This is a genomic window from Pseudarthrobacter niigatensis, assembly GCF_030812615.1.
In the GTDB taxonomy this organism is placed as follows: domain Bacteria; phylum Actinomycetota; class Actinomycetes; order Actinomycetales; family Micrococcaceae; genus Arthrobacter; species Arthrobacter niigatensis.
This window is the reverse complement of record NZ_JAUSTB010000008.1, coordinates 56,116-79,722: the sequence shown is the minus strand read 5'-3', so window position 1 is coordinate 79,722 and position 23,607 is coordinate 56,116. Positions and strand designations below refer to the sequence as shown.

Here is a 23,607-nt window from a genome sequence, read left to right as displayed (position 1 = left end):
CAAGGTGACAGAAACCGGAGTCCCCGGCAACCAAGGCAGGCCCGGCCGCGGTACCGGCGTCGATTGGGCGGCCCTCGAGGCTGCCGCCGTGGCCGCCATGAAAAATGCCTATGCGCCGTATTCCAACTTCGCGGTGGGGGCAGCCGCCCTCACCACGGACGGCCGGATCGTCAGCGGCTGCAACGTCGAAAACGCCAGCTACGGCCTCACCCTCTGCGCCGAATGTGCCCTGGTAGGCAACCTTCACATGACCGGCGGCGGCCAATTGCGCGCCTTCTACTGCGTCGACGCCGCCGGCACGGTCCTGATGCCGTGCGGCCGCTGCCGGCAGCTGCTCTACGAATTCCGCGCCCCGGAGATGGAAGTCATGACTACCCAAGGCATCAGGACGATGGACCAGGTGCTGCCCGACGCATTTGGCCCCCAACATCTGGAGGAGACCCGGTGACCCAAACCACCAGCAACGCCGAAGCATTCGACGCCGTCGACATCATCCGCACCAAGCGGGACAAGGGGAAGCTCAGCCCGGAACAGATCGACTGGACCATCGATGCGTACACCCGCGGCGCCATCGCGGACGAGCAAATGGCAGCCCTGAACATGGCCATCCTGCTCAATGGGATGGACCGCGCCGAAATCGCCCGCTGGACGGCTGCCATGATCGCCTCCGGTGAGCGGATGGACTTCTCCAGCCTCCGGCGTCCCGACGGCGGCCTGAAGTACACCACGGACAAGCACTCCACCGGTGGCGTGGGGGACAAGATCACGCTCCCGCTGGCCCCGCTGGTGGCGGTGTTCGGCGTCGCCGTCCCGCAGCTTTCCGGCCGGGGGCTGGGGCACACGGGCGGCACCCTGGACAAACTGGAGTCCATCCCGGGCTGGCGCGCGGACCTCAGCAACGAGGACATGCTCGCCCAACTGCAGGAAGTCGGTGCAGTCATCTGCGCCGCCGGTGCAGGCCTGGCCCCGGCAGACAAGAAGCTCTACGCGCTGCGGGACGTCACCGGAACGGTAGAGGCCATCCCGCTGATCGCCTCCTCGATCATGAGTAAAAAGATCGCGGAGGGCACCGGATCGCTGGTGCTGGACGTCAAGGTAGGCAGCGGCGCCTTTATGAAGGACGAGGCCCGTGCCCGCGAACTCGCCGAAACCATGGTGGCGCTCGGCAAGGATGCAGGGGTCAACACCGTTGCGTTGCTGACCAACATGAACACGCCCCTGGGCCTGACTGCCGGCAACGCGATCGAGGTTGAGGAGTCCTTGGAGGTCCTGGCCGGCGGCGGCCCGGAGGACGTTGTTGAACTCACCGTCCGGCTCGCCGAGGAGATGCTCGCCTGTGCAGGGGTGCACGACGCCGACCCCGCAGCGGCACTCAAGGACGGCCGGGCCATGGACGTGTGGAACCGGATGATCACCGCCCAGGGCGGTGACCCCCGCGCCGCCCTGCCGGCGGCCAGGGAATCGGACGTCGTCTACGCTCCCGCCGACGGGGTGCTGGTGGAACTGGACGCGCTCGCCGTCGGCGTGGCCGCCTGGCGGCTTGGTGCGGGGCGCGCCCGCAAGGAGGACACCGTCCAGGCCGGGGCGGGTGTGCGCATGCACGCCAAGCCCGGGGCCACCGTGCGGGCCGGGGAACCCCTGATGACTCTGCTTACGGACACCCCGGAACGGTTTGCCCGCGCCCGGGAAGCCCTGGAACACGCCGTGGTCATCGCTCCGGAAGGGTCGCGGCCCGCCCAGCAGCTCATCATCGACCGCATAGCGTAGGGACCCATGCAGGCCATCAATGACTTCATCCTCGCCGCGGCGGGCCAGCCGTGGGTGCTGGTCCTGGTGCTGGCCTGCTGCATCATTGACGGATTCTTTCCGCCCGTTCCCAGCGAATCCGTGGTGGTGGGCCTCGCCGCCGTAGCCGCCACCGCGGATGTTCCCCATCCGCTGCTGCTGATACTGGTCGCCGCGGCGGGAGCCTTCCTCGGCGACAACATCGCCTACCTCCTGGGCCGCCGGGTGGGCACCCGCCGCTGGGCGTGGATGCGCGGGCCCCGCATGCAAAGCGCGTTCCGCTGGGCCGGCCAGGAGCTGCGCAAGCGGCCGGCGTCGCTGATCCTGGTGGCCCGGTTCATACCCATCGGCAGGGTGGCGGTCAACCTGACCGCCGGCGTCACCCACTACCCGCACCTGCGGTTCGTGGGCCTCACCGTCCTTTCGGCCAGCCTGTGGGCCGGCTATTCGGTGGCGATCGGGCTTTTCTTTGGGCAGTGGTTTGAGGACAACCACGTCCTGGGGGCGGCAATTGCCATTGTCTGCGCTGTAGCGCTGGGCATCCTGGTGGACCTGCTGATCAACAAATTCCGCGGCAAACCCAACGTGGTGGAGCGCATCCGGGAACCCGGGACATAACCTGCGCGTTTAGGGAGGTAATTCCGGGCATTGGGGCGTAGCGGACAGGGCCCGGCGCGTGGGACACTTAGGAACGATTTCCGCTTTGGCTGCGGCACTTTGGCTGTGTCATTTTTATACAGGAGCAACACCGCGTGGAGTTTATTAATGAGGCCGTGCTCCATGCAGCGGGCCAGTGGTGGATCTACCCGGCACTGCTGGTGTTCTTCTTCGTGGACGGCTTCGCCATGGTGGTCCCCAGCGAGACCCTCATCGTTGCCCTTGCGGCCTTCTCGCGGCACAGCGGCGAACCCAACCTCTGGATCCTCGGCCTCACTGCGCTGGTCGGGGCCATCTGCGGCGATAACATGGCCTACCTGCTGGGCCGCAAGATCGGCCTGGACCGATGGGGGTGGATGCGCCGGCCCAAAGTCCGGAAAGTCTTTGCCTGGGCCCGCTACGAACTCGAAAAGCGCGGCGCTGTGCTCATCTTTACCGCCCGCTACATCCCCTGGGGCCGCGTGGCCGTCAACTACGTGGCCGGAAGCACCGGATTCTCGCACCGCAGGTTCTTCGTCTTCGACGCCTTTGCCTGCGTGACCTGGGTGGGCTACTCCCTTGGCATCGGTTTGCTGGCCAGCTCGTTCCCGTGGCTGCACCACAATCCGCTGCTGAGCGCCGGCATCGCCGTCGTGTTCGCCATTGTCCTGGGCGTCGCCATCGACCACCTGCTCCGCTGGTGGCACAAGCGGCTGGGCCGCCACGATGAACCGGAGACGGACGAACCGACAGACGAATCCTCCGCTTCAGCAAAGGACGGCAGGCCCGGCACGCAGGCCCTCGTGGTGCCCTCGGCAAAGGCCGGTCCCGCCGCCAAGTAACGGCCGGCTTCCAACGGCTGGCTTTGGACTGCGGCCCACCCTAAGGTGGGAACGTGACTGAGCCTATTGTTGACGCCGCCCCTGCCATCGATTTCGACCTGAAGAGCCTGCCCAAGGTTTCCCTCCACGACCACCTGGACGGCGGACTCCGGCCGGCCACCATCATCGAACTGGCGCAGGCAGTTGGCCACACGCTCCCCTCAACGGACCCCGTCGCCCTGGGGCAGTGGTTCCGCGAATCTGCCGACTCCGGATCCCTAGTCCGCTACCTGGAGACGTTCGACCACACGGTGGCCGTCATGCAGACGTACGACGGCCTGTTCCGGGTGGCCAAGGAATTCGTCGAAGACCTCGCGGACGACGGCGTGGTGTACGGCGAAGTTCGCTGGGCGCCGGAACAGCACCTCCAGAAGGGGCTCAGCCTCGATGAGGCCGTGGAGGCGGTCCAGGACGGACTGGAGGCCGGCGTCGAGGCCGTCTCCGCGACCGGACGCGAGATCCAGGTGGGACAGCTGATCACCGCCATGCGCCACGCCGACCGCGGCCAGGAGATCGCCGAACTCGCAGTGCGCCACCGCAACCAGGGCGCCGTGGGCTTCGACATCGCCGGCGCCGAGGACGGGTTCCTGCCCAGCCGGTTCAGGGACGCCTTCACCTACCTCGCCCAGCACAATTTCCCCGCCACCGTGCACGCAGGCGAAGCAGCCGGGCTGGAGAGCATCCAGTCGGCGCTGGTGGACGGCCGCGCCCTCCGCCTGGGCCACGGTGTCCGCATCGCCGAGGACATCATGGTGGAATTCGACGACGACGAGGAAGCCGGCGACACCGTTGGCCTGGTCACCTTGGGCGACCTCTCCAGTTGGGTCCGCGACCGTGGCATCGCACTGGAAATCTGCCCCTCCTCCAACCTGCAGACCGGCGCAATTGCGGAGTTTGGTGAAGGTATTGAAAGCCACCCGCTGGACATGCTCTACCAGTTGGGCTTCAACGTCACCATCAACACCGACAACCGCCTGATGAGCGGCGTCACCCTGACCGACGAGTTCAACCTGCTCGTGGAAACCTTCGACTACGACCTTGACGACCTGCTGGAGCTGACCCTGAACGCCGCCGAGGCATCCTTCCTGCCCCTGGAGGAAAAGGAAGCGCTGGTGGAGTACATCAACGACGCCTACGCCAACCTTGGCTGATCCGGATTTCCGGCCCGGCAGTCCTGCAACCGAAGAACTGCTGGGCCAAATTGCCCAACTGCGCGAACACTGCCCCTGGATGGGCGCCCTGACGCACGCTTCGCTGGTGGAGTACCTCCTCGAGGAGGCCTACGAAGTGGCCGAGACCATCGAGGAAGGCCACCCCGATGCCGAACTGCAGGGCGAGCTGGGCGACGTGCTGCTCCAAGTGGTTTTGCACGCCCGCCTTGCGGAGGAGCGCGGCGCCTTCACGTTCGACGACGTGGCGCGCGGCCTGGGAGCCAAGATGGTCCGCCGGAATCCCCACGTCTTCCGGCCCGACGGATCCCTGCAGGATACGTTCCCGGCAAGCGTGGCGGAGATCGAGCAGAAGTGGGATGCCGTCAAGCGGGCAGAAAAGCCGGAACGGCAGGACCCCTTCGAGGGCATCCCGCAGGCACTCCCGGCGCTGGCCAGGGCGCAGAAGTCACTGGACCGTGCAGCACGCGCCGGGCTGGAGCTCCCCGAGGGGGCTCCCGTGCATGGAAGCGAGGAGGAGCTCGGAGACCTGCTGCTCGCCGTCGTCCGTTCTGCCCGGGACAGCGGGATGGACGCTGAGCGCGCCCTGCGGGACGCTGTCCGCCGCTACCGGCGTGGCCAGTGGGGCGAAAGTGACCCCGCGCCATCATGACGTCCCGGCCTTGACCGGTTTGAGTAACCCGGAGCACTCTCGACTAGGCTGGACCCTGACGAGTACGTCGAGTTTTCTGCCTGATTCCCCCCGTTAATCGCCCATAAGGAGCAAATTCATGGCGCTTATCGATGCCATCCACGCCCGCGAGATCCTCGATTCCCGCGGCAACCCCACCGTCGAAGTTGAAGTCCTGCTGTCCGACGGCCAGATCGGCCGCGCCGCGGTTCCATCCGGCGCCTCCACCGGTGAGCACGAGGCCGTCGAACTGCGCGACGGCGACAAGGGCCGCTACCTCGGCAAGGGCGTGCAGAAGGCCGTCGACGCCGTCATCGACCAGATCGCCCCGGCACTGACCGGCTTCGACGCCACTGACCAGCGCAGCATCGACCAGGCCATGCTGGACCTGGACGGCACCCCCAACAAGGGCAAGCTCGGCGCCAACGCCATCCTCGGCGTCTCCCTGGCCGTCGCCAACGCAGCCGCAGCCTCGGCCGACCTGCCCCTGTACAAGTACCTGGGCGGCCCCAACGCCCACGTCCTGCCCGTGCCACTGATGAACATCCTCAACGGTGGCTCCCACGCCGACTCCGACGTCGACATCCAGGAATTCATGATCGCCCCCATCGGTGCCGAGACCTTCTCCGAGGGCCTGCGCTGGGGCGTCGAGGTCTACCACAACCTCAAGTCGGTGCTGCAGCAGAAGGGCCTGTCCACCGGCCTGGGTGACGAGGGCGGCTTTGCGCCCAACCTGCCGTCCAACCGCGCAGCCCTGGACCTCATCACCGAAGCCATCAAGAACGCCGGCTACACCCCGGGCAAGGACATCGCCCTGGCCCTGGACGTTGCCTCCTCCGAGTTCTACAAGGACGGCGCCTACCAGTTCGAAGGCAAGTCCCTGTCCGCCAGCGACATGAGCGCCTACTACGGCGAACTTGTTGCCGACTACCCGCTGGTGTCCATCGAGGACCCGCTGGACGAGAACGACTGGGAAGGCTGGAAGACCCTCACCGACGCCATCGGCGACAAGGTCCAGCTGGTGGGCGACGACCTCTTCGTCACCAACCCGTCCATCCTGCAGCGCGGCATCGACACCAAAACCGCCAACTCCCTGCTGGTCAAGGTCAACCAGATCGGTTCCCTGACCGAGACCCTGGACGCCGTCAGCCTCGCCCAGCGCGCCGGGTACACCACCATCACCTCGCACCGCTCCGGCGAAACCGAGGACACCACCATCGCCGACATTGCTGTGGCCACCAACGCAGGCCAGATCAAGACCGGCGCACCTGCCCGCTCCGAGCGCGTCGCCAAGTACAACCAGCTGCTGCGCATCGAAGAGGAACTGGACGACGCCGCACGCTACGCCGGCCGCAGCGCGTTCCCGCGTTTCAAGGGCTAGTAACCGGCTAATCCCTTCAGCGGTGGCTATGGTTGAAAGACCATAGCCACCGCTGTTGTTTACAGCAGCATCTGTCCCAGCAGTGTTTGCCTGCCGGGACTGTCCAGCACAGATAGTGGCGGCCCGGCAGGCTGCGTTTCAGGAGTGTCATGGCTACCCGCCGCCCCAAAGTTCCCAAGGTCGCCCCCACCCGTCCAGCCAAGGAAACGGCCGACGACGGATCCTCCGCCGGCGCCGAGGTCATCCGGGCGGATTTCCGGCCGGCCAAGGGCAGTGCCGCCGCGGCCCCTGCACCATCGACGGACCGGCACGGGCGGACAACCGCCGGGCAGCGCGCTGGGACGGCAGGGGAGGCCAGATCCCCGAAGCCCTCCGCCGCGCGCAAGGGCAGCAGTCCCGTTGACGGCAAGGATCCCGGCCGCGCCGACGAGGAACAGCATCCCGTCCCCGCCAAGGCGTTTTCCGGCCGCATGCTGGCTCTGGCTGTCGTGATGGTGGCCATTACCATCATGCTGGCGCCCACGGTCAAGATTTTCTTCGACAAGAAGGCCGAAATCGACGCCCTGAATGCCGACATCGCTGCACGCCAGGCCGAGGGCGATGCCCTCCGGCAGCAGGTTTCACGCTGGCAGGACCCCAACTACGTCAAGCAGCAGGCCCGTGACCGCATTAACATGGTTATGCCGGGCGAAACCGGCTACTGGGTTTTTGGCAGCGATGAGCCGGCCGGAGAAAGCAGTAGCCCCGCCGGCGCAGCAGCACAAGACCCCGCCGATCTGCCGTGGGTGGATTCCCTGTGGGAGTCCATCAGGCGCGCGGCCACAGACTGAACCGCACAGGAAGGACGGCCCGCGACAGTGGAACACAACACGGCAGCCGCCCGGGACGAATCCCGCCAACCAACAGCACACGACCTTGAAGTACTGAGCAGGCAGCTGGGACGCCCCGTCCGCGACGTCGTGGAGATTCCGGCCCGTTGCGTCTGCGGCAACCCGCTCGTGGCGGCCACCGCACCCCGCCTCAGCAACGGCACACCGTTCCCCACCACCTTCTACCTGACGCACCCGGTGATCACGTCCGCGGTTTCCAGGCTTGAAGCTGCCGGGGTCATGAACAGCATGAACGACCAGCTGGCCGGTGACGACAGGCTGGCCACGGCCTACAGGGCAGCCCACGAGGAGTACCTCGCCGCCCGCGAAGCCATTGGGCAGCGTTCGGGCATCGGCCCGGTGCCGGAGATCGACGGCGTCTCCGCCGGCGGTATGCCCACCCGCGTCAAGTGCCTGCACGTCCTGGTCGGCCACTCCCTGGCCGCGGGCAGCGGCGTCAACCCCCTGGGCGACGAAGCGATCCGGATGATCAGCGAGTGGTGGACTGCTGACAAGTGCTACTGCGACGGCGCCTGGGACACCGCCGGTGAGGCACCTTCCCGCGACCTGAGCCGCCACGGGCCCCAAGGGCTGCCGGAGATCGTGGGCCGTCCCGCCCCGGTCCGGAAATCCGCCGGAACCACGGGGGTGCCAGAGTGACCCGCGTGGCCGCCATCGACTGCGGCACCAACTCCATCCGGCTCCTGATCGCCGACATCGACCGCAGCAACGGCAGCACGGTCCTTACCGACGTCCACCGCGAAATGCGCGTGGTCCGGCTCGGGCAGGGCGTGGACGCCACCGGCGAGCTGGCCCCGGAGGCGTTGGAGCGCACCCTCGCCGCAACAGCCGATTACGCCCGCCTCATCGAGGAGCACGGCGCAGGGCGGATCCGCTTCGTTGCCACGTCCGCCAGCCGCGACGCGCGCAACCGGGATGTTTTCGTGGACGGCGTCAGGGAACTGCTGGGCGTGGAACCGGAGGTCATCTCCGGGGCCGAGGAAGCGGCATTGTCCTTTGCCGGGGCCAGCAGCGTCCTGCCCGTCCTCGACGGCCAGCAGGTGCTCGTGGTGGACCTCGGCGGGGGAAGCACCGAGTTCGTCCTGGGCACCGCCGCAGGCGTCACGGCCGCCAAGTCCGTGGACATTGGCTGCGTCCGCCTGACCGAACGGCACCTGCGCAACGATCCGCCCACCGCTGGACAGATTGCCGCAGCGGAAGCCGACGTGGACGAGGCCATGGCCCGCGCCGGCCGTGACGTGCCGCTGGAACGCGCCACCGCCGTCGTCGGGGTGGCCGGCTCCGTCACCACCATCACCGCCCATGCGCTCCGCCTGCCGGAATATACGCCGGAGGCCATCCACGGCGTGGCGCTTCCCATTCGGAAGATTGGCGACGCCGCCACCGACCTGCTGGACATGACCCGCGCCGGCCGGGCAGCCCTGCCGTACATGCACCCCGGGCGGGTCGACGTCATCGGTGCCGGGGGACTGGTATGGCGGCGCATCCTGGAACGGATGGGGGAGCTGACCGGCGGAAGGATCACCGCAGCCACGGCAAGCGAGCACGACATCCTTGACGGCATCGCACTGAGCATCGGGTAGTCCATGCATTCCACCCCAGCTTCAACCCCGCTTGTCTCCCGTGCCGTGGCCGCCGCAGTGGCGGTCCTCCTGGCCGCCTGCTGCCTCTGTGCCGGCCTGTTTACCGCCCCGTCCGCGCGTGCCGACGAATGGCGGGACAAGGAGTACTGGCTGGCGGACTCGGGCATCACCAAGGCCTGGGAGGTGTCGAAGGGCGCGGGCGTGAAAGTGGCTGTCATCGACAGCGGCATCGATGCCCAGCACCCGGACCTGAAAGGCTCCGTTGTGGGCGGCTACGACGCGTCCGGCTCGGGCCAGCCGGACGGCCAGAAGAGCGTCGGCTCCAAGCCGGAACACGGCACCCTCGTTGCCACCATGCTGGCAGGGCGCGGGCACCAACCCGCCAGCGCCAGTCCCAGTCCCAGCCCGGGACCGGCCGTTCCTCCGGACGGCATCATGGGTGTGGCACCCGAAGCGCAGCTGCTCTCCGTCTCAACCTGGCTCGGTTCGGCCAACCCGTCCGGCAAAAGCGACCAGGACCAGATTCCGGAGGCGGTGCGCTGGGCGGTGGACAACGGCGCCAAGGTCATCAACATCTCGCTCGGCAGCACCACGCCGCAATGGCCGCAAAGCTGGGATGCCGCCTTCCTTTACGCCGAACAGAAGGACGTGGTCATCGTAGCCGCCGCCGGAAACCGGGTAGGCGGCAACACCCAGGTGGGCGCCCCGGCCACCATTCCCGGCGTGCTCACCGTCGCCGGCCTGGACCGCAAGAACGTGGCCAGCGTGGACGCGTCATCGCAGGGCATCAGCATCGGGGTGGCTGCACCCGCCGAGAACCTCCTCGGCGGCCTCCCCGGCGGCGGCTACGCGGAATGGGCCGGTACGTCCGGATCCACCCCCATCGTGGCCGGCGTGGCCGCCTTGATCCGGTCCAAGTGGCCGGACATGAGCGCCGAACAGGTCATCAACAGGATCGTCTCCACCGCCCAGGACGCCGGGGCCCCGGGCAAGGATCCGTTGTACGGCTACGGGATCCTCAATGCCGAGGCGGCGCTCAAGGCCGACGTTCCGGAGGCCACCGTCAATCCGTTGGGCACCATCGCCGAGTGGATCCGCGTGCACAGGCGCGGCAACGCCGCGCCTGCAGCCCCGCTCCCAACCGCAACGCCAGTGCCCAGCGCCGCGCCCACGCTGCCGGAAGCCACCGTTCCCGCCGCCAAGGCCCCGTCACAGCGGGACAGCGCCATTGGCGCCGCCGTCGTGATTGGTTTTGCCGTCCTTTTCGTGGTGATCATCGCGGCCGCTGCCATCCAGCTCCGCAGGGCTGGCCGCAACGGCTCCCTGGCCGTTGAAGAACCGGATACCGGGGTGATGGAAAGCGTGCAAGCACCCCGGAACCAGCAGGTTACGGAGGCGTCCGACGGCTAGTGAAGATTTTCACAAACTCCTGTATCCTTGAACAATGGCAACCACCCCACAGCTCCAGGACCGTCCCAGGGTACTCGTCGTCGGCGGCGGGTACGTCGGCCTGTACGTAGCACTGAAACTGCAGAAGAAGATCGCGAATGCAGGTGGCATCGTCACCGTCGTTGATCCCCTGCCCTACATGACTTACCAGCCCTTCCTCCCCGAGGTGGCAGGTGGCAACATCGAAGCCCGCCACGCAGTGGTCTCCCACCGCCAGCACCTCAAGCAGACCGAGCTCATCCAGGGCCGCGTCACGTCGATCGACCACGTCAACCGGACGGCTGTGGTGGCTCCTGCCGACAGCGGCGAGAACTTCGAGGTTCCCTACTTCGACGTCGTCCTCGCAGCCGGCGCCATCACCCGCACGTTCCCCATCAAGGGCCTGGCGGACAAGGGCATCGGCCTGAAGACCATCGAGGAAGCCGTTGCGCTGCGCAACAAGCTCCTGGAGCGCATCGAGGTCGCCTCCACCATGACGGACCCCGCGGCACGCGCCCGGGCGCTCACCTTCGTGGTGGTCGGCGGCGGCTTCGCCGGCATCGAGTGCATCACGGAAATGGAAGACCTCGCCCGCGCCGCCGTGCGCAACAACCCCCGCATCAAGCAGGAGGAAGTCCGCTTCGTCCTGGTCGAAGCCATGGGCCGCATCATGCCCGAGGTCACCGCCAAGCAGGCCGACTGGGTGGTTGAGCACCTGCGCAGCCGCGGCATCGAGGTCCTGCTGAACACCTCGCTGGACAGCGCCGAAGGCACCCTGAAGCTGATCAACCTTCCGGACAAGACCCCTGCCCAGGAGTTCGAGGCAGACACCCTGGTGTGGACCGCCGGCGTGCAGGCAAACCCGATGGTGCGCTCCACCGACTTCCCGCTCGAACCCCGCGGCCGCGTCCGCGTCCTGCCGGACCTGCGCATCGCAGGCGACGAAGGCATCGTGGAGAACGCCTGGGCAGCCGGCGACATCGCCGCAGTTCCAGACCTCACGGGCAAGGGCCTGCCGGACGGAACCTGCGTCCCCAACGCCCAGCACGCCCTGCGCCAGGCCAAGCGCCTCGCCAAGAACCTGTGGGCTTCCCGCTGGGACAAGCCCCTGGCGGACTACAAGCACAAGAACCTTGGTGCAGTGGCCGGCTTCGGCGAGTGGAAGGGTGTTGCCAACATCAACCTGCTGGGCCGGATCGGGCTCAAGGGCGGCCTCGCCTGGCTGGCCCACCGCGGCTACCACGGCATGGCCATGCCCACGGTGGAGCGCAAGTTCCGCGTCATCCTGAACTGGATCATCGGCTTCTTCGCCGGACGCGACACCACGCAGCTGATGGACCTGGACAACCCGCGCGGTGCCTTCGTCTCGGCGGCCACTCCCGCCCCCAAGCCAGCCGCTGCGCCCGCAGCAGTGCCGGCTGGCGGCTCCAGCGCCACGGCCACCGCCGCTCCCAAGGAAACCGTGGCGGCCAACGCCAAGTAGCGCATTTGTTCCACCACGCTTGACACCGTCCGACGGCGGCCGTCCCCTTTGCAGGGAACGGCCGCCGTCGGCGTTTCCAGCCAACGCGTCCCGGGCAGGTACCATGGACCCGGCGCCCCAGTAGCCCAATTGGCAGAGGCAGCGGACTTAAAATCCGCGTGTTGTGGGTTCGAGTCCCACCTGGGGTACACCTTGTTCCTTCCGGCGCCCTGAGGGTTTGCACACCGGGAAGCCGCCTGCACAGCAGGCGGCTTCCTGCGTTTAATTCCGCATAGGCAACGACTGTTATAAGGCTGTGACCTCTGTCACTCAGTTTCGCTGCTGTCTATGCACTAGCTTGAACCTAAATCAGGAATTCCTGGTCCCATTCCGGGCGCCGAAGCGCCCCATTGATCCGCACGCGCATCGCATGGCCCTGTTTCGGAAGGCAGACAAATGTACCGAAAGAAAGTCCTCACCTCGTTGGCAGCAGCAGCCACATTCAGCATGCTGCTGTCGGCCTGTGCCAACCAGGCGGGCCCCGGCACCACGGAAAGCTCAGGCTCGTCCGGCAAGGTGAACATCCCCGCCATTTCGAAAGTCGATGTCCCTGCCGGTGCGGTAAAGCCTGCCGGCGACGGGAAGGCGACCTGCCCCTCGACCACCACTCTCGCCTACGCAGGCGCGCAGACCGGCCCCAATGCCCAGCTCGGCGTCAACATCTTCAACGGCATCCAGCTGGCCATCGACCAGCACAACAAGTCCAACCCGGGGTGCCAGGTCCAGTTCAAGAAGTTCGACACTGAAGGTGACCCCAACAAGGCCACCGGCCCCGTTACCCAGCTGGTGAGCGAGTCTGACATCGTGGGTGTGATCGGCCTGCCGTTCTCCGGTGAATCCAAGGCCACGGGCAACATCTTCGAGCAGAAGGGCCTTGTCCACATCACCCCGTCGGCCACCAACCCCGGCCTCACCGGCAACGGCTGGACCACGTTCTTCCGGGGCCTCGGCAATGACGCCGTCCAGGGCCCCGCAGCCGCCAAGTTCCTCACCGGGAAGCTCGGCGCGAAGAAGGTGTACCTGGTCCAGGATGACTCCGACTACGGCATCGGCCTGGGAACCTCCACTTCCGCCGGCCTGGGCAGTGCCCTTGCCGGGACGGAAAAGGTGACCACAGGGCAGAAGGACTTCTCGGCGGTCATCTCCAAGATCATGAATGCCAAGGCAGACGCGGTGTTCTACTCCGGGTACTACGCCGAGGGCGCCCCGTTCGACCAGCAGCTGGTTGGAAAGGGCTTCACCGGAACGTTCGTGGCACCTGATGGCGTCAAGGACGACCAGTTCATCAAGCAGGCCGGTGACGCGTCCAACAACGCGTACTTCACCTGCCCGTGCCTCCCGGGTGAGCTGATTCCGGAATTCGCATCGGCCTACAAGGACGTTTCCAAGGGAGCCGAGCCCGGAACGTACTCCATCGAAGGCTACGACGCCGCAACCGTCCTCCTGTCCGGTATCGACGCCGGCAAGCAGAGCCGTGCTGACCTGCTGGCCTGGGTCAAGGCTTATGACAAGGACGGACTCAGCAAGCACTACAAGTGGGATGCCAAGGGCGAGCTCCAGGCCCCCACGGTTTACGGCTACAAGGTGGAGAACGGAAAGATCGTTCCGGTCGGTCCCATTGGGGACTAGCAACCACGCATGAACCGGCTGTGGGGGCCAGCATCAGCGGGCCCCCACAGCCTTTTCTTCGCTTGGCGCAGCCCAGGACCAAGCAACGTCAATAGACACAAGTCCCACGGCCGGGCCCACAAGGCCGCGTGCAACTGGATCAGGATGTTCCCATGCTTCCCTCTCTTGTCCCACTACTCCCGACGGAAAACGACTGGATCACCTTCGACATACCGTCCCTGGCCCAGAACTTCTGGAGTGCCACCTTTGACGGCCTTACCTTCGGGGCCATCTATGCGCTCGTGGCGCTGGGGTACACCCTGGTTTACGGCGTCCTGAACCTGATCAACTTCGCGCACTCGGAAGTGTTCATCGTTGGCTGCTACGCCGTCTTCTTTACCCTCAGCAGCCTTGGCTTCGGCCCCTCAGCTCCCCGGCTCGACATCTGGGCCATCATCCTGAACCTGCTGTTGGCGCTGGTCCTGGCCATGCTGGCATCCGCCGTGACAGCGTTCCTGCTGGAGCGGATCGCCTACAAGCCCCTGCGGCAACGGAACGCGCCCCGCCTGGTCTTCCTGATCACCGCCATTGGTGCTTCCTTCACCATCCAGTACCTTATTTACCTCTGGCGCGGTCCCAGCCCCGAACTGGCCCTGACCATGTTCCGGCCCACCCCCATTTTCGACGTCTTCGGCACCATCATCGATTCGCAGCAGCTGGTGATCATCATCGCCGCCGTGATCATGATGGTGGGCATCGACAGGTTCATCAGCAAGTCCCGCACCGGCCGCGGCATCCGGGCCGTTGCCCAGGATCCTGATACCGCCACATTGATGGGCGTCAACAAAGAGCGGATCATTATCACCACCTTCGTCATCGGAGGCCTCCTCGCAGGAGCCGCCGCCTTGTTCTACGTCATGAAAATTCCGTCCGGTGTCCAGTACAGCGGTGGCTTCGTCCTGGGCATCAAGGCCTTTGCCGCCGCGGTGCTCGGCGGCATCGGCAACGTCCGGGGGGCATTGCTGGGCGGCCTGCTGCTCGGCCTGATCGGCAACTACGGCCAGATCCTGCTGGGCAACTCGCAGTGGACCGACGTCGTGGCGTTCGTGGTGCTGGTGCTCGTGCTGCTGCTGCGGCCTGAAGGCATCCTGGGCACCTCCCTTGGAAGGAGCAAAGCATGAGTATGACGGACGGCCCCACGCCGCTGCAGACAGCTGCCGCCCAGCAGGCAGCCGAGGAACGTGAAGCTTCCGAGAAAGCCGCAGGCAAGAGCGACCACCGCCCAAGCGGAAAGCGCAGGACCGGTTACCTTTCGGACCGCTGGCACGCCCTGTCCCGCCAGCAGCAGTGGGCCTTCCTGGTGGTCGTCGTGGTACTGGCCTACCTGCTTCCGCTGCTCAACCCGCCCATCATCACCACGGAGCCCGGCAACAACTTCGCGCTGGCCTGCTTCGACATGGCCCGGTTCGCGCTCATCGCCGTCGGCCTCAACGTGGTGGTCGGTTACGCCGGCCTGCTGGACCTTGGGTACGTCGCATTCTTTGCGGTGGGTTCGTACGTCGCCGCCATGCTGACCAGCCCGGATTCGCCCTACCTGCACATCCCCTACCTCTGGACGCTTCCGGTGGCCATGGCAGTCACCATGTTCTTCGGCGTCATGCTGGGCGTGCCTACACTCCGGCTCAGGGGCGACTACCTCGCCATCGTGACGCTCGGCTTCGGGGAGATCATCCGCATCCTGGCCACCATCATTCCTGCGATGAAGGGCCAGGTGGGTTTCCAGAACGTCGGCCACCCGCCGGGTGACGGTGCTGATGGAACGCCGATCTTCTCCAACTCAAACGGTGTGCCCTGGTACTGGCTGACCCTGACCATCATCATCATCGTCACCCTCCTGGTGGGCAACCTGGAACGCAGCCGGGTGGGCCGCGCCTGGATTGCCATCCGCGAAGATGAGGACGCGGCGGAAATCATGGGTGTTCCCACCTTCAAGTACAAGGTGTGGGCCTTCGCCATCGGCGCTGCAGTCGGCGGGCTTTCCGGTGCACTCTTCGCCGGGCAGGTGGGGTTCGTCAACAACCAGAAGTTCGACGTCACCACCTCCATCCTGTTCCTCGCCGCCGTCGTCCTGGGCGGTGCCGGCAATAAGGTGGGCGCCATCCTGGGTGGAGCACTGGTCAGCTACATCCCGTTGAGGTTCACGGCCATCGCCGAGTACAAGTACCTGATCTTCGGGATCGCGCTGGTGCTGATCATGATCTTCCGCTCCCAGGGGCTCCTGCCCGCGCGGCAGAGGCTGCTTGCCTACGGCAGGACGGCGCTGAACAAGGTCACCAGCCGTGAAGGTTCGGCGCCGAAAGACAAACACAATCCACCGGCCGGCCCCGAAGCACCGGTGGCCGGACAGAGAGGAGCGGAGGCATGAGCTCCGAGGAAAGGCACGCGGGCTCCGGCAGGGTCGAGGAGCAGCCGGCGCAGCAAAGCCCGGGCCGGCACAGCGCGGACCAGGCCGGCCAGGTTCAGGAAGATTCGGTGGCACCGATCGCGCCGGAGCTGGACATGGACGCCCTTGCCGAGGCCGGCGTGGACCAGGAACTGGCTGAGAAGGTGGCCCCGGACCGCGACATCGCGGTCAAGGTGGGCGACAACATCGTGGAGGTGCAGAACCTGACCATCAAGTTCGGCGGCCTGGTGGCCCTGGACAACATCAGTTTCAACATCAAGCGCGGCGAGATCCTGGGCCTCATCGGGCCCAACGGCGCCGGGAAGACCACCTGCTTCAATGCCATGACCGGCGTGTACAAGCCCACCAGCGGAAAAGTGGTGCTGGAGGGGCAGGTCCTGAACGGCATCAAGCAGCACAAGATCACCCGGCTGGGCCTGTCCCGCACGTTCCAGAACATCCGGTTGTTCGGTGAGATGACCGCGCTGGAAAATGTGGTGGTGGGCCTGGACGCGCGGCACCGGACCAGCGTCGGCGGAGCGCTGCTGCGCCTGCCCACCCACATCAAGGAGGAAAAGTCGGCCATCGAGCGCGGCATGGCCCTGCTGGACTTCGTGGGCATCGGCAGCCATGCCCATGTCCTGTCCCGGCAGCTGCCCTACGGCTACCAGCGCAGGCTTGAGATTGCCCGGGCCCTGGCAACTGACCCGAAGGTCCTCTGCCTGGACGAGCCCGCAGCCGGCTTCAACCCGGCCGAAAAAGAGGAACTGATGGCCCTCATCCGCACCATCAGGGACGAGGGCTACACCGTGCTGCTGATTGAGCACGACATGAAACTCGTCATGGGCGTGACCGACCGGATCGTCGTGCTGGAATTCGGGAAGAAGATCGCGGACGGACTGCCCCGCGAAATCCGCGAAGACCCGCGTGTTATTGCTGCTTACCTAGGGGAGCCTGAAGATGACGTTGCTTGAACTTGCGGGAGTTTCAGTCCACTACGGCCGCATCCAGGCCCTCAGGGACATCTCCTTCACCGTCGACGAAGGCGAAGTGGTGGCGCTGATCGGTGCCAATGGTGCCGGCAAGACCACCACCATGCGGACCATCTCGGGCCTGCTGAACTGCTCCGAGGGCAGGATCACTTTCGAGGGCCAGGACATTACCAAGATGAAGGCCCACATCCGGGTGGTGCACGGAATCTCCCAGGCCCCGGAAGGACGCGGCATCTTCCCAGGCATGACCGTCATGGAAAACCTCGACATGGGAACGTTCGGGCGGAAGGACAGAAGTGGAGTGCCCAAGGACCTGGACCGGGTCTTCGACCTGTTTCCGCGGTTGAAGGAGCGGGAGAAGCAGTACGGGGGAACCATGTCCGGTGGTGAGCAGCAGATGCTTGCCATCGGGAGGGCCCTTATGTCCAACCCGAAACTGCTGCTTCTCGATGAGCCCTCCATGGGCCTTGCGCCACAGTTCATCCGCCAGATCTTCAAGATCATCAAGGAGATCAACAACCAGGGAACCACCGTCCTTGTGGTGGAGCAGAACGCCAACCAGGCCCTTGCCGGAGCACACCGGGCATTCGTGCTCGAGACGGGGGAGATCACCCACAGCGGCACCGGCAGGCAGCTGTTGGAGGACCCCTCCATCAAGGAGGCGTACCTGGGCGTGGGTTAGCCCTCCTGATGGGGTCCGGGTACCAACCGTGGCAACGGTCACGGTTCGGTTGCAACCGGGCCCCATGGGAACTTTCGCGTCGCCCCCCACGTGGGAATTGGTAGCGTAACAAAAGCTCATCACCCACACCCACATGGAGGAATCCCGCAATGGCACTTGGCGGCAACCCGATCTTCAACGGAAAGAGTTTCCGTGGAGCCACCCAGGCACCGCCTGTCCCGCAGGCTCCCTATGGCGCTTCCTACGGCCAGCAGCCGTACGGCCAGGTTCCCTACGGCCAGCAGCCGTATCCCCAGCAGGGCTGGGGCACCCAGCCGCAGAGCATGACGGACGAACAGCTGCGGCAGATGTACAGCCAGCCGTCGGCAGGCCCCGCGGACACCGGCCGGATGACGTTCGACGACGTCATCATGAAGACCGCCGCCTGCCTCGCCGCGGTGATCGCCGGCGCAGCAGTCACCCTGGTGGTGGCGCAGGGGCTGGCTTCCATGCTGATGCTCGTCGGTGCCCTGGGCGGGTTCGTCCTGGCACTGGTCAACACCTTCAAGAAGCAGCCCTCGCCGGCACTGATCCTGGCCTACGCTGCCCTGGAGGGCCTGTTCCTGGGCGGCCTGACCCGGATCCTGGACGGCATGTTCCCCGGTGTCGGGCTGCAGGCCGTGATTGGCACACTCTCGGTGTTCGCCGTGACCCTGGTCCTCTTCAAGAGCGGCAAGGTCCGGGCCACCCCGAAGGCCATGCGGTTCTTCATGATCGCCCTTATCGGCTATGCCGTGTTCGCGCTGATCAACATGGTCATGATGTGGACAGGCGCCGTGCAGAGCCCGTTCGGCCTGCGCACCTCCGTCGAGATCTTCGGCATCCCGCTGGGCGTCTTCATCGGCCTGCTGGCCATCGGCCTCGCCGCCTTCTCGCTGATCATGGACTTCACCAGCATCGAGGCGGGCGTCCGCAGCGGCGCCCCGCAGCGGTTCTCCTGGACGGCAGCGTTCGGCCTCACGGTCACGCTGGTCTGGCTGTACGTGGAGATCATCCGCCTGCTGGCCATCCTGCGCGGCGACGACTAGGCACCCCGGCAACTTCCGCCGTCGTACTCCAAAGGACGTGGGCCCCACCGAACCGGTGGGGCCCACGGCCATTTAACGCGAAGCCCGCCTAGGCGATGCGCATGGCTCCGGCTGCAGGGAAAACCGTGAAGATGTCCGGGACCGCAAACCCGGCGTCCGCGAAAGCCTTCACGACGGCGTCACGCACCTTTTGTTCGGCTTGCACCGGCGTGAGGGCAATGGCTGCCCCGCCGAACCCGCCGCCGGTCATACGGGCCCCGATGGAACCGTTGGCCCGGGAGGTGTCCACGGCCAGATCCAGTTCAGGGCATGAAATCTCAAAATCGTCCCGCATGGATGCATGGCTGGCGTCCAGCAGGGGGCCGATGGCGCCTGGGCCGGGGCCGCCCAGCAGCTCCACGGCCTGGACCACCCGGCGGTTCTCGGTGACCACGTGCCGCACCCGGCGGAACGTGACCTCGTCCAGCAGCCCGCTTGCCTCCTCAAGGTCCACTACCTCCAGGTCCCGCAGGGCCTTCACCCCCATGACCTCGGCGCCGAGCTCGCACGATGCCCGCCGTGAGGCGTAGCCGCCGTCGGCGTGGGAGTGCGACACCTTGGTATCGATCACCAGGAGCACCAGGCCTGCGGGTTCGGTTTCAAACGGGACCAGGCGCGCCGCCTGGTCCCGGCAGTCCAGGAAGACTGCATGGCCCTTTGAGCCGCGCAGGGACGCGGACTGGTCCATGATTCCGGTGGGCGCACCCACAAAGTCGTTCTCCGCGCGCTGGGTCGCCAGCACCATGTCCTCGGCCGCCAGCCCGGCGCCGGTGAGGTCGTTGAGTGCGGTGATGACAGCGCATTCGATGGCGTGCGACGACGACAGGCCCGCACCCAGCGGGACGTTCGAGTCGAGGAGCAGGTCCAGGCCCGGGACGTCGATGCCCCGTTCCCGGAGGGCCCATATGACGCCCAGGGGGTATTTGGTCCATCCCTTGGCGGTTCCGGGCTGCAGTGACTCCAGCGAGGTGGTGACCAGGCCCTGGTCGCCGTAGGTCGACAACAGGCGGACGGCGGAGTCCGGCCGGGCTGCCACGGCCACCCGGGCGGTGCGGTCGATGGCGAACGGCAGCACGAAGCCTTCGTTGTAGTCCGTGTGTTCGCCGATGAGGTTCACCCGCCCCGGCGCCTGCCACACGCCGTCGGGAGCGGCGCCGAACTCCTGTTCAAAACGGGCCGCCAGCTCCCGTGGCGCGGCGGCTCCGGCATCGGGGTGGTTTTGGGGGCTCACGCATGCGCTCCTTCCGTGGTGGCCGCAAGGGCGGCAGCAGGCGTGGACGACGGCGGGACGGCAACAGTGCGCAGCCGTTCCGCCACGATTTCGGGGGTGGTGTCGTTGATGAAGGCGCCCATCGCCGCTTCCGACCCGGCCAGGTACTTCAGCTTATCGGCTGCCCTGCGCGGGGATGTCAGCTGGAGGTGGAGGTAGCCCGCCGGGCGCAGGACCGCGTCCAGCGGCGCCTGGTGCCACGCCGAGATGTACGGGGTGGGGGTGGGATACAGGGCGTCAACCCGCTTGAGCAGGTCCAGGTAGACATGGGCCAGTTCATCCTTCTCCTCCCCGCCCAATGCGGCGAGGTCGGGGACCTGGCGGTGCGGAACCAGATGGATCTCCAGCGGCCACCGGGCAGCGAAGGGTACATAGGCGCTGAAGTGCTTTCCTTCCACCACCATCCTGCTGCCATCCTCCCGCTCAGCGCGGAGCAGTGAGCCGGTGAGGGTATCCCGGCCGTCCTTGGCGTCGTAGTACCTCCGGGCCGCGGCGCCCAGGACACCGGCGCGCGGCGTGACATACGGGTAGGCGTAAATCTGTCCGTGCGGATGGTGCAGGGTCACGCCGATGTCCGCGCCGCGGTTCTCGAACGGAAACACCTGCTGGATGCCCGCCATGGCGCTAAGGGCAGCGGTGCGCTGCGCCCACGCCTCGACCACGGTCCGGGACCGCTCCTGGCTCAGCCCGCTGAAGGCCCCGGTGTGGTCCGGGGTGAAGGACACCACCTCGCAGCGGCCATAGGCAGGGCCCTTGGTTCCCCAGGCGGCATCCTCCGAAACCGGTCCCAGCGCCGGTCCCAGGGAGGGGAACCGGTTTTCGAAGACCACCACGTCATAGTCGGCGGCAGGGATTTCGGAAGCATTCCCGGGGGTGGTGGGGCAGATGGGGCACTGGTCCGCCGGCGGCAGGTGGGTGCGGGCCTGGCGGTGCGCTGCGATGGCCACCCATTCGTCGGTCAGTGCGTCGAAACGGACTTCGCCGGGTTCCGCCCGTGGCGGCAGGCCGCGGTGGTCGGTCGTCAAGTGAGCCGCACGCGGGACACTGGTGCCGGCGTCGTCGAAGTAGAACAGCTCCCGGCCGTCGGAGAGATTGGTGCTGGTGATCCCTGTCATGAAAAAAGTTTGGCATAAACGATCAAGAATGAATAGTTAAGAACAAAAAGTAACAGAGTGGCGGGATGGAGGTGCCCGGCCGCCCGTTGTACGGTAATCCCCATGACTGCCTTTTCCAAAGGGGAAGCCACGGCCCCCGCCCCAGCCCGGCCCTGTGCCACAGGCCGGCAATTCGAGCTCCGCCGCGGCGACGCCGTAGCCGTAGTGACCGAACTCGCCGCCGGCCTCCGTTCGTTTAGCCGGGGCGGGGTCCTCCTGACCGAGACCTACGGCGATGACGAGATTGCACCGGGCGGGGCCGGCATCACGCTGGCTCCCTGGGCCAACAGGGTGGAGGACGGACAATGGTTCCTCGACGGCAAGAAGCAACAACTGGACATCACGGAAGTGTCCCGGAACAACGCCAGCCACGGCCTGCTTCGAAATGCCGGCTACGTCCCGGTCGGGGAATCCCCGCACGCTGTGGCGCTGGAGGCCACCGTGTTTCCGCAGCACGGCTACCCGTTCCTGGTGCGGCACCGGGTGGAGTACCAGCTTTCGGAAGACCTCGGGCTGCAGGTCCGGCAGATACTCACCAATGACGGTGCGGCGGCCGCCCCCTTCGTCCTCGGCGCGCACCCCTACCTGCGCGTCGGTGACACTCCGCCCGGGGACCTGCAGTTGACAGTGTCTGCCGGCACCCGCCTGGTAACCGATGAGCGCCTCATCCCGCGCAGTGCCACTCCGGTGGACGGGGACGTTGATTTCCGGGCCGGCCGGCAGATCGCGGACCTTGCGGTGGACGTAGCCCTGACGGACCTCCGCTTTGAGGACGGTGTGGCCAGGCATACCCTGGCCGCGGGGGACGGCAGCAGCGTCTCGCTCTGGCAGGACGAATCCTGCCAGTACGTCCACGTCTTCGTGAGCACGGTCTATCCGGGCCGGACGCGGGCGGTCGCCGTGGAGCCGATGACGGGACCGGCCAATGCCTTCAACTCCGGCGAGGGCCTCCGGTGGCTGGCGCCGGGGGAGTCCTTCAGCATGGAATGGGGAATCGACTACACCCCCGGCACGGCAGGGCAGTAGTTTCCCATTGGAGCGGCGCTGGGGAAGTATTGGTACATGACGCCACAAGAGGACGACGTTACCTTTGCCCATCCAGCACCGGTGCCCCCGGTGCCGGCACCTGCCACCGCCGCGGCCCCCCTGCGGGTCCTCACAGACCGTGAACTGGACAAGGACATCCCGTACGGCATCCGCATCGCCGCGTCCTGGTCGTGGCGGCTGGGCCTGATCCTCCTGATGGCCGGGACGCTGGTGTGGCTGCTCAGCCACATCACCCTCCTGATTATTCCCATCATGGTGGCAGCACTCCTTGCCGGGCTGCTCAGCCCAGTCACGTCATGGCTGAAGCGCCGCGGGCTGCCCGCAGGACTGGCCGTCGCAGTGACCGTGATCGGTTTCATCGGCGTCATCGCCGGCGCGCTGGCACTGGTGGGCAGGCAGCTGGTGGTCGGTTTCGGCGAACTCTATTCCCAGGCCCTCGAAGGCGTCCGGCAGGTCCAGGACTGGCTGTCCAGCGGGCCCCTGCACCTGACCGCCACCCAGATCGACCAGTACGTCAAGGACGCCACCGACGCACTGCAGAACAACAGCAGCAGCATCCTCAGCGGCGCCCTGTCCTTTGGCAGCACTGCCGGACACTTCGCCGCCGGCATGCTGCTCTCGCTGTTCATCCTGATCTTCTTCCTCCTGGAGGGGGACCGGATCTGGGCCTTCCTGGTCAGGATGCTTCCACGCAAGGCCCGGGCAGCAACCTTCGGTGCCGGCCACAAGGGCTGGGCATCCATGGTCAGCTACGCCCGCATCCAGATGTTCGTGGCCGCCGTCGACGCGCTGGGCATCGGCGTGGGCGCCGCCATCATCGGCGTCCCGCTCGCTCTTCCCCTGGGCGTGCTGGTGTTCCTCGGCTCCTTCATCCCCGTGGTGGGCGCCCTGGTGACCGGCGTCGTAGCCGTCCTCCTGGCCCTGGTGGCCAACGGTCCCGTGAATGCCCTGATCATGCTGGGCATCGTCCTGCTGGTCCAGCAGCTCGAGGGCCACATCCTGCAGCCCCTGGTCATGGGCAAGGCAGTGTCGCTCCATCCGGTCGCCGTGATCCTCAGCGTTGCGGCAGGCTCGTACCTCGCGGGCATTCCCGGCGCGCTGTTCTCCGTGCCGATTCTCGCCGTAGCAAACTCGGCCGTTCGCTACATTGCCGCCAGAACGTGGGAACATGAACAAGTGCCGGTAATCGCCGGGAGGCCCATCACAGCCGGAGCGGGCGGGGACAACACCATCGAGGACGTTGAACCGCCAACTGCATCCGACGCCGGGAACGGCCCGGAAACCGGCACGTCATCCGAGCACCGTGATGCCCGCGCCGCCTCTCCGGAGGGCACCGGGGCAAAACCCAGAGGAGAGTAGT

At 66.5% G+C, this 23,607-nt stretch carries 22 protein-coding genes and 1 tRNA gene; 21 read left to right on the top strand and 2 right to left on the bottom strand.

Annotation, left to right across the window (positions count from 1 at the left end; all coding sequences use genetic code 11):
* Positions 1-4 precede the first annotated feature (4 nt).
* From J2T23_RS13110 to J2T23_RS13020, 19 genes are all read left to right on the top strand, one after another.
* On the top strand, positions 5-448 hold the full coding sequence (locus J2T23_RS13110; RefSeq protein WP_307360577.1) for a cytidine deaminase: 444 nt from the start codon (positions 5-7) through the stop codon (positions 446-448).
* Positions 445-1,767, top strand: a complete 1,323-nt coding sequence (locus tag J2T23_RS13105; protein WP_141161201.1) for a thymidine phosphorylase — start codon at positions 445-447, stop codon at positions 1,765-1,767. Before J2T23_RS13110 ends, J2T23_RS13105 begins: the two co-directional genes overlap by 4 nt.
* Before the next feature lie 6 nt (positions 1,768-1,773).
* Positions 1,774-2,403: a DedA family protein gene (locus J2T23_RS13100; protein WP_141161200.1), complete on the top strand. Its 630-nt coding sequence runs from the start codon at positions 1,774-1,776 to the stop codon at positions 2,401-2,403.
* Positions 2,404-2,537: 134 nt separating this feature from the next.
* Positions 2,538-3,263: a DedA family protein gene (locus J2T23_RS13095; RefSeq protein ID WP_141161199.1), complete on the top strand. Its 726-nt coding sequence runs from the start codon at positions 2,538-2,540 to the stop codon at positions 3,261-3,263.
* A gap of 53 nt (positions 3,264-3,316) precedes the next feature.
* Positions 3,317-4,453, top strand: coding sequence for an adenosine deaminase (locus J2T23_RS13090; RefSeq protein ID WP_141161198.1), 1,137 nt, complete (start codon positions 3,317-3,319; stop codon positions 4,451-4,453).
* A gap of 79 nt (positions 4,454-4,532) precedes the next feature.
* On the top strand, positions 4,533-5,123 hold the full coding sequence (locus tag J2T23_RS13085) for a MazG nucleotide pyrophosphohydrolase domain-containing protein (protein ID WP_307360715.1): 591 nt from the start codon (positions 4,533-4,535) through the stop codon (positions 5,121-5,123).
* Between the two features lie 118 nt (positions 5,124-5,241).
* Entirely contained in the window at positions 5,242-6,522 is a 1,281-nt protein-coding gene (gene eno / locus J2T23_RS13080; RefSeq protein WP_141161197.1) for a phosphopyruvate hydratase, read from the top strand.
* A 149-nt stretch (positions 6,523-6,671) separates the two neighbouring features.
* The gene (locus tag J2T23_RS13075) at positions 6,672-7,352 is read left to right on the top strand and encodes an FtsB family cell division protein (RefSeq protein WP_141161196.1); all 681 of its coding nucleotides are present in this window, start codon (positions 6,672-6,674) and stop codon (positions 7,350-7,352) included.
* A 27-nt stretch (positions 7,353-7,379) separates the two neighbouring features.
* Entirely contained in the window at positions 7,380-8,051 is a 672-nt protein-coding gene (locus J2T23_RS13070) for a DUF501 domain-containing protein (protein ID WP_307360569.1), read from the top strand.
* Positions 8,048-8,995 (top strand): Ppx/GppA phosphatase family protein, encoded by a 948-nt coding sequence (locus tag J2T23_RS13065; protein ID WP_307360566.1) that lies wholly within the window; start codon positions 8,048-8,050, stop codon positions 8,993-8,995. The genes J2T23_RS13070 and J2T23_RS13065 overlap by 4 nt, the downstream gene beginning before the upstream one ends.
* A 3-nt stretch (positions 8,996-8,998) precedes the next feature.
* A complete protein-coding gene (locus tag J2T23_RS13060; RefSeq protein WP_307360563.1) occupies positions 8,999-10,405 on the top strand; it encodes a S8 family serine peptidase in 1,407 nt (468 codons plus the stop codon).
* 34 nt (positions 10,406-10,439) lie between these two features.
* On the top strand, positions 10,440-11,906 hold the full coding sequence (locus tag J2T23_RS13055) for an NAD(P)/FAD-dependent oxidoreductase (RefSeq protein WP_307360561.1): 1,467 nt from the start codon (positions 10,440-10,442) through the stop codon (positions 11,904-11,906).
* Positions 11,907-12,020: 114 nt separating this feature from the next.
* Positions 12,021-12,094: transfer RNA gene (locus J2T23_RS13050), tRNA-Leu, on the top strand.
* Positions 12,095-12,341: 247 nt separating this feature from the next.
* The gene (locus J2T23_RS13045) at positions 12,342-13,574 is read left to right on the top strand and encodes a branched-chain amino acid ABC transporter substrate-binding protein (protein WP_141161191.1); all 1,233 of its coding nucleotides are present in this window, start codon (positions 12,342-12,344) and stop codon (positions 13,572-13,574) included.
* A gap of 152 nt (positions 13,575-13,726) precedes the next feature.
* Complete coding sequence (locus J2T23_RS13040) at positions 13,727-14,734, top strand: branched-chain amino acid ABC transporter permease (protein WP_141161190.1); 1,008 nt, start codon at positions 13,727-13,729, stop codon at positions 14,732-14,734.
* Entirely contained in the window at positions 14,731-15,978 is a 1,248-nt protein-coding gene (locus J2T23_RS13035) for a branched-chain amino acid ABC transporter permease (protein WP_307360556.1), read from the top strand. Before J2T23_RS13040 ends, J2T23_RS13035 begins: the two co-directional genes overlap by 4 nt.
* Positions 15,975-16,970 (top strand): ABC transporter ATP-binding protein, encoded by a 996-nt coding sequence (locus J2T23_RS13030; RefSeq protein WP_141161188.1) that lies wholly within the window; start codon positions 15,975-15,977, stop codon positions 16,968-16,970. The genes J2T23_RS13035 and J2T23_RS13030 overlap by 4 nt, the downstream gene beginning before the upstream one ends.
* On the top strand, positions 16,957-17,670 hold the full coding sequence (locus J2T23_RS13025) for an ABC transporter ATP-binding protein (protein WP_141161187.1): 714 nt from the start codon (positions 16,957-16,959) through the stop codon (positions 17,668-17,670). Before J2T23_RS13030 ends, J2T23_RS13025 begins: the two co-directional genes overlap by 14 nt.
* A gap of 149 nt (positions 17,671-17,819) precedes the next feature.
* On the top strand, positions 17,820-18,737 hold the full coding sequence (locus J2T23_RS13020) for a Bax inhibitor-1/YccA family protein (protein ID WP_307360552.1): 918 nt from the start codon (positions 17,820-17,822) through the stop codon (positions 18,735-18,737).
* Positions 18,738-18,825: 88 nt separating this feature from the next.
* Here J2T23_RS13020 and galK read toward each other — a convergent pair whose 3' ends face one another.
* A complete protein-coding gene (gene galK / locus J2T23_RS13015) occupies positions 18,826-20,007 on the bottom strand; it encodes a galactokinase (protein ID WP_307360549.1) in 1,182 nt (393 codons plus the stop codon).
* Positions 20,004-21,161 carry a galactose-1-phosphate uridylyltransferase gene (gene galT / locus J2T23_RS13010; RefSeq protein ID WP_307360547.1) on the bottom strand — a complete coding sequence of 386 codons (1,158 nt, stop codon included), beginning with the start codon at positions 21,159-21,161 and terminating at the stop codon, positions 20,004-20,006. The genes galK and galT overlap by 4 nt, the downstream gene beginning before the upstream one ends.
* A gap of 102 nt (positions 21,162-21,263) precedes the next feature.
* Here galT and J2T23_RS13005 point away from each other — a divergent pair, with 102 nt between their 5' ends.
* Positions 21,264-22,226 carry an aldose 1-epimerase family protein gene (locus J2T23_RS13005; RefSeq protein WP_307360545.1) on the top strand — a complete coding sequence of 321 codons (963 nt, stop codon included), beginning with the start codon at positions 21,264-21,266 and terminating at the stop codon, positions 22,224-22,226.
* Positions 22,227-22,262: 36 nt separating this feature from the next.
* Positions 22,263-23,606 (top strand): AI-2E family transporter, encoded by a 1,344-nt coding sequence (locus tag J2T23_RS13000; RefSeq protein ID WP_307360543.1) that lies wholly within the window; start codon positions 22,263-22,265, stop codon positions 23,604-23,606.
* Position 23,607 lies beyond the last annotated feature (1 nt).

What these genes read in the sequence shown, in the direction of transcription:
- J2T23_RS13045 (WP_141161191.1), top strand. Translation starts at nt 12,342, where the DNA reads ATGTACCGAAAGAAAGTCCTCACCTCGTTGGCAGCAGCAGCCACATTC.
- J2T23_RS13100 (WP_141161200.1), top strand. Translation starts at nt 1,774, where the DNA reads ATGCAGGCCATCAATGACTTCATCCTCGCCGCGGCGGGCCAGCCGTGG.
- eno (WP_141161197.1), top strand. Translation starts at nt 5,242, where the DNA reads ATGGCGCTTATCGATGCCATCCACGCCCGCGAGATCCTCGATTCCCGC.
- galT (WP_307360547.1), bottom strand. Translation starts at nt 21,161, where the DNA reads ATGACAGGGATCACCAGCACCAATCTCTCCGACGGCCGGGAGCTGTTC.
- J2T23_RS13025 (WP_141161187.1), top strand. Translation starts at nt 16,957, where the DNA reads ATGACGTTGCTTGAACTTGCGGGAGTTTCAGTCCACTACGGCCGCATC.
- J2T23_RS13005 (WP_307360545.1), top strand. Translation starts at nt 21,264, where the DNA reads ATGACTGCCTTTTCCAAAGGGGAAGCCACGGCCCCCGCCCCAGCCCGG.
- J2T23_RS13000 (WP_307360543.1), top strand. Translation starts at nt 22,263, where the DNA reads ATGACGCCACAAGAGGACGACGTTACCTTTGCCCATCCAGCACCGGTG.
- J2T23_RS13020 (WP_307360552.1), top strand. Translation starts at nt 17,820, where the DNA reads ATGGCACTTGGCGGCAACCCGATCTTCAACGGAAAGAGTTTCCGTGGA.
- J2T23_RS13035 (WP_307360556.1), top strand. Translation starts at nt 14,731, where the DNA reads ATGAGTATGACGGACGGCCCCACGCCGCTGCAGACAGCTGCCGCCCAG.
- J2T23_RS13030 (WP_141161188.1), top strand. Translation starts at nt 15,975, where the DNA reads ATGAGCTCCGAGGAAAGGCACGCGGGCTCCGGCAGGGTCGAGGAGCAG.
- J2T23_RS13055 (WP_307360561.1), top strand. Translation starts at nt 10,440, where the DNA reads ATGGCAACCACCCCACAGCTCCAGGACCGTCCCAGGGTACTCGTCGTC.
- J2T23_RS13060 (WP_307360563.1), top strand. Translation starts at nt 8,999, where the DNA reads ATGCATTCCACCCCAGCTTCAACCCCGCTTGTCTCCCGTGCCGTGGCC.
- J2T23_RS13085 (WP_307360715.1), top strand. Translation starts at nt 4,533, where the DNA reads ATGGGCGCCCTGACGCACGCTTCGCTGGTGGAGTACCTCCTCGAGGAG.
- J2T23_RS13075 (WP_141161196.1), top strand. Translation starts at nt 6,672, where the DNA reads ATGGCTACCCGCCGCCCCAAAGTTCCCAAGGTCGCCCCCACCCGTCCA.
- J2T23_RS13040 (WP_141161190.1), top strand. Translation starts at nt 13,727, where the DNA reads ATGCTTCCCTCTCTTGTCCCACTACTCCCGACGGAAAACGACTGGATC.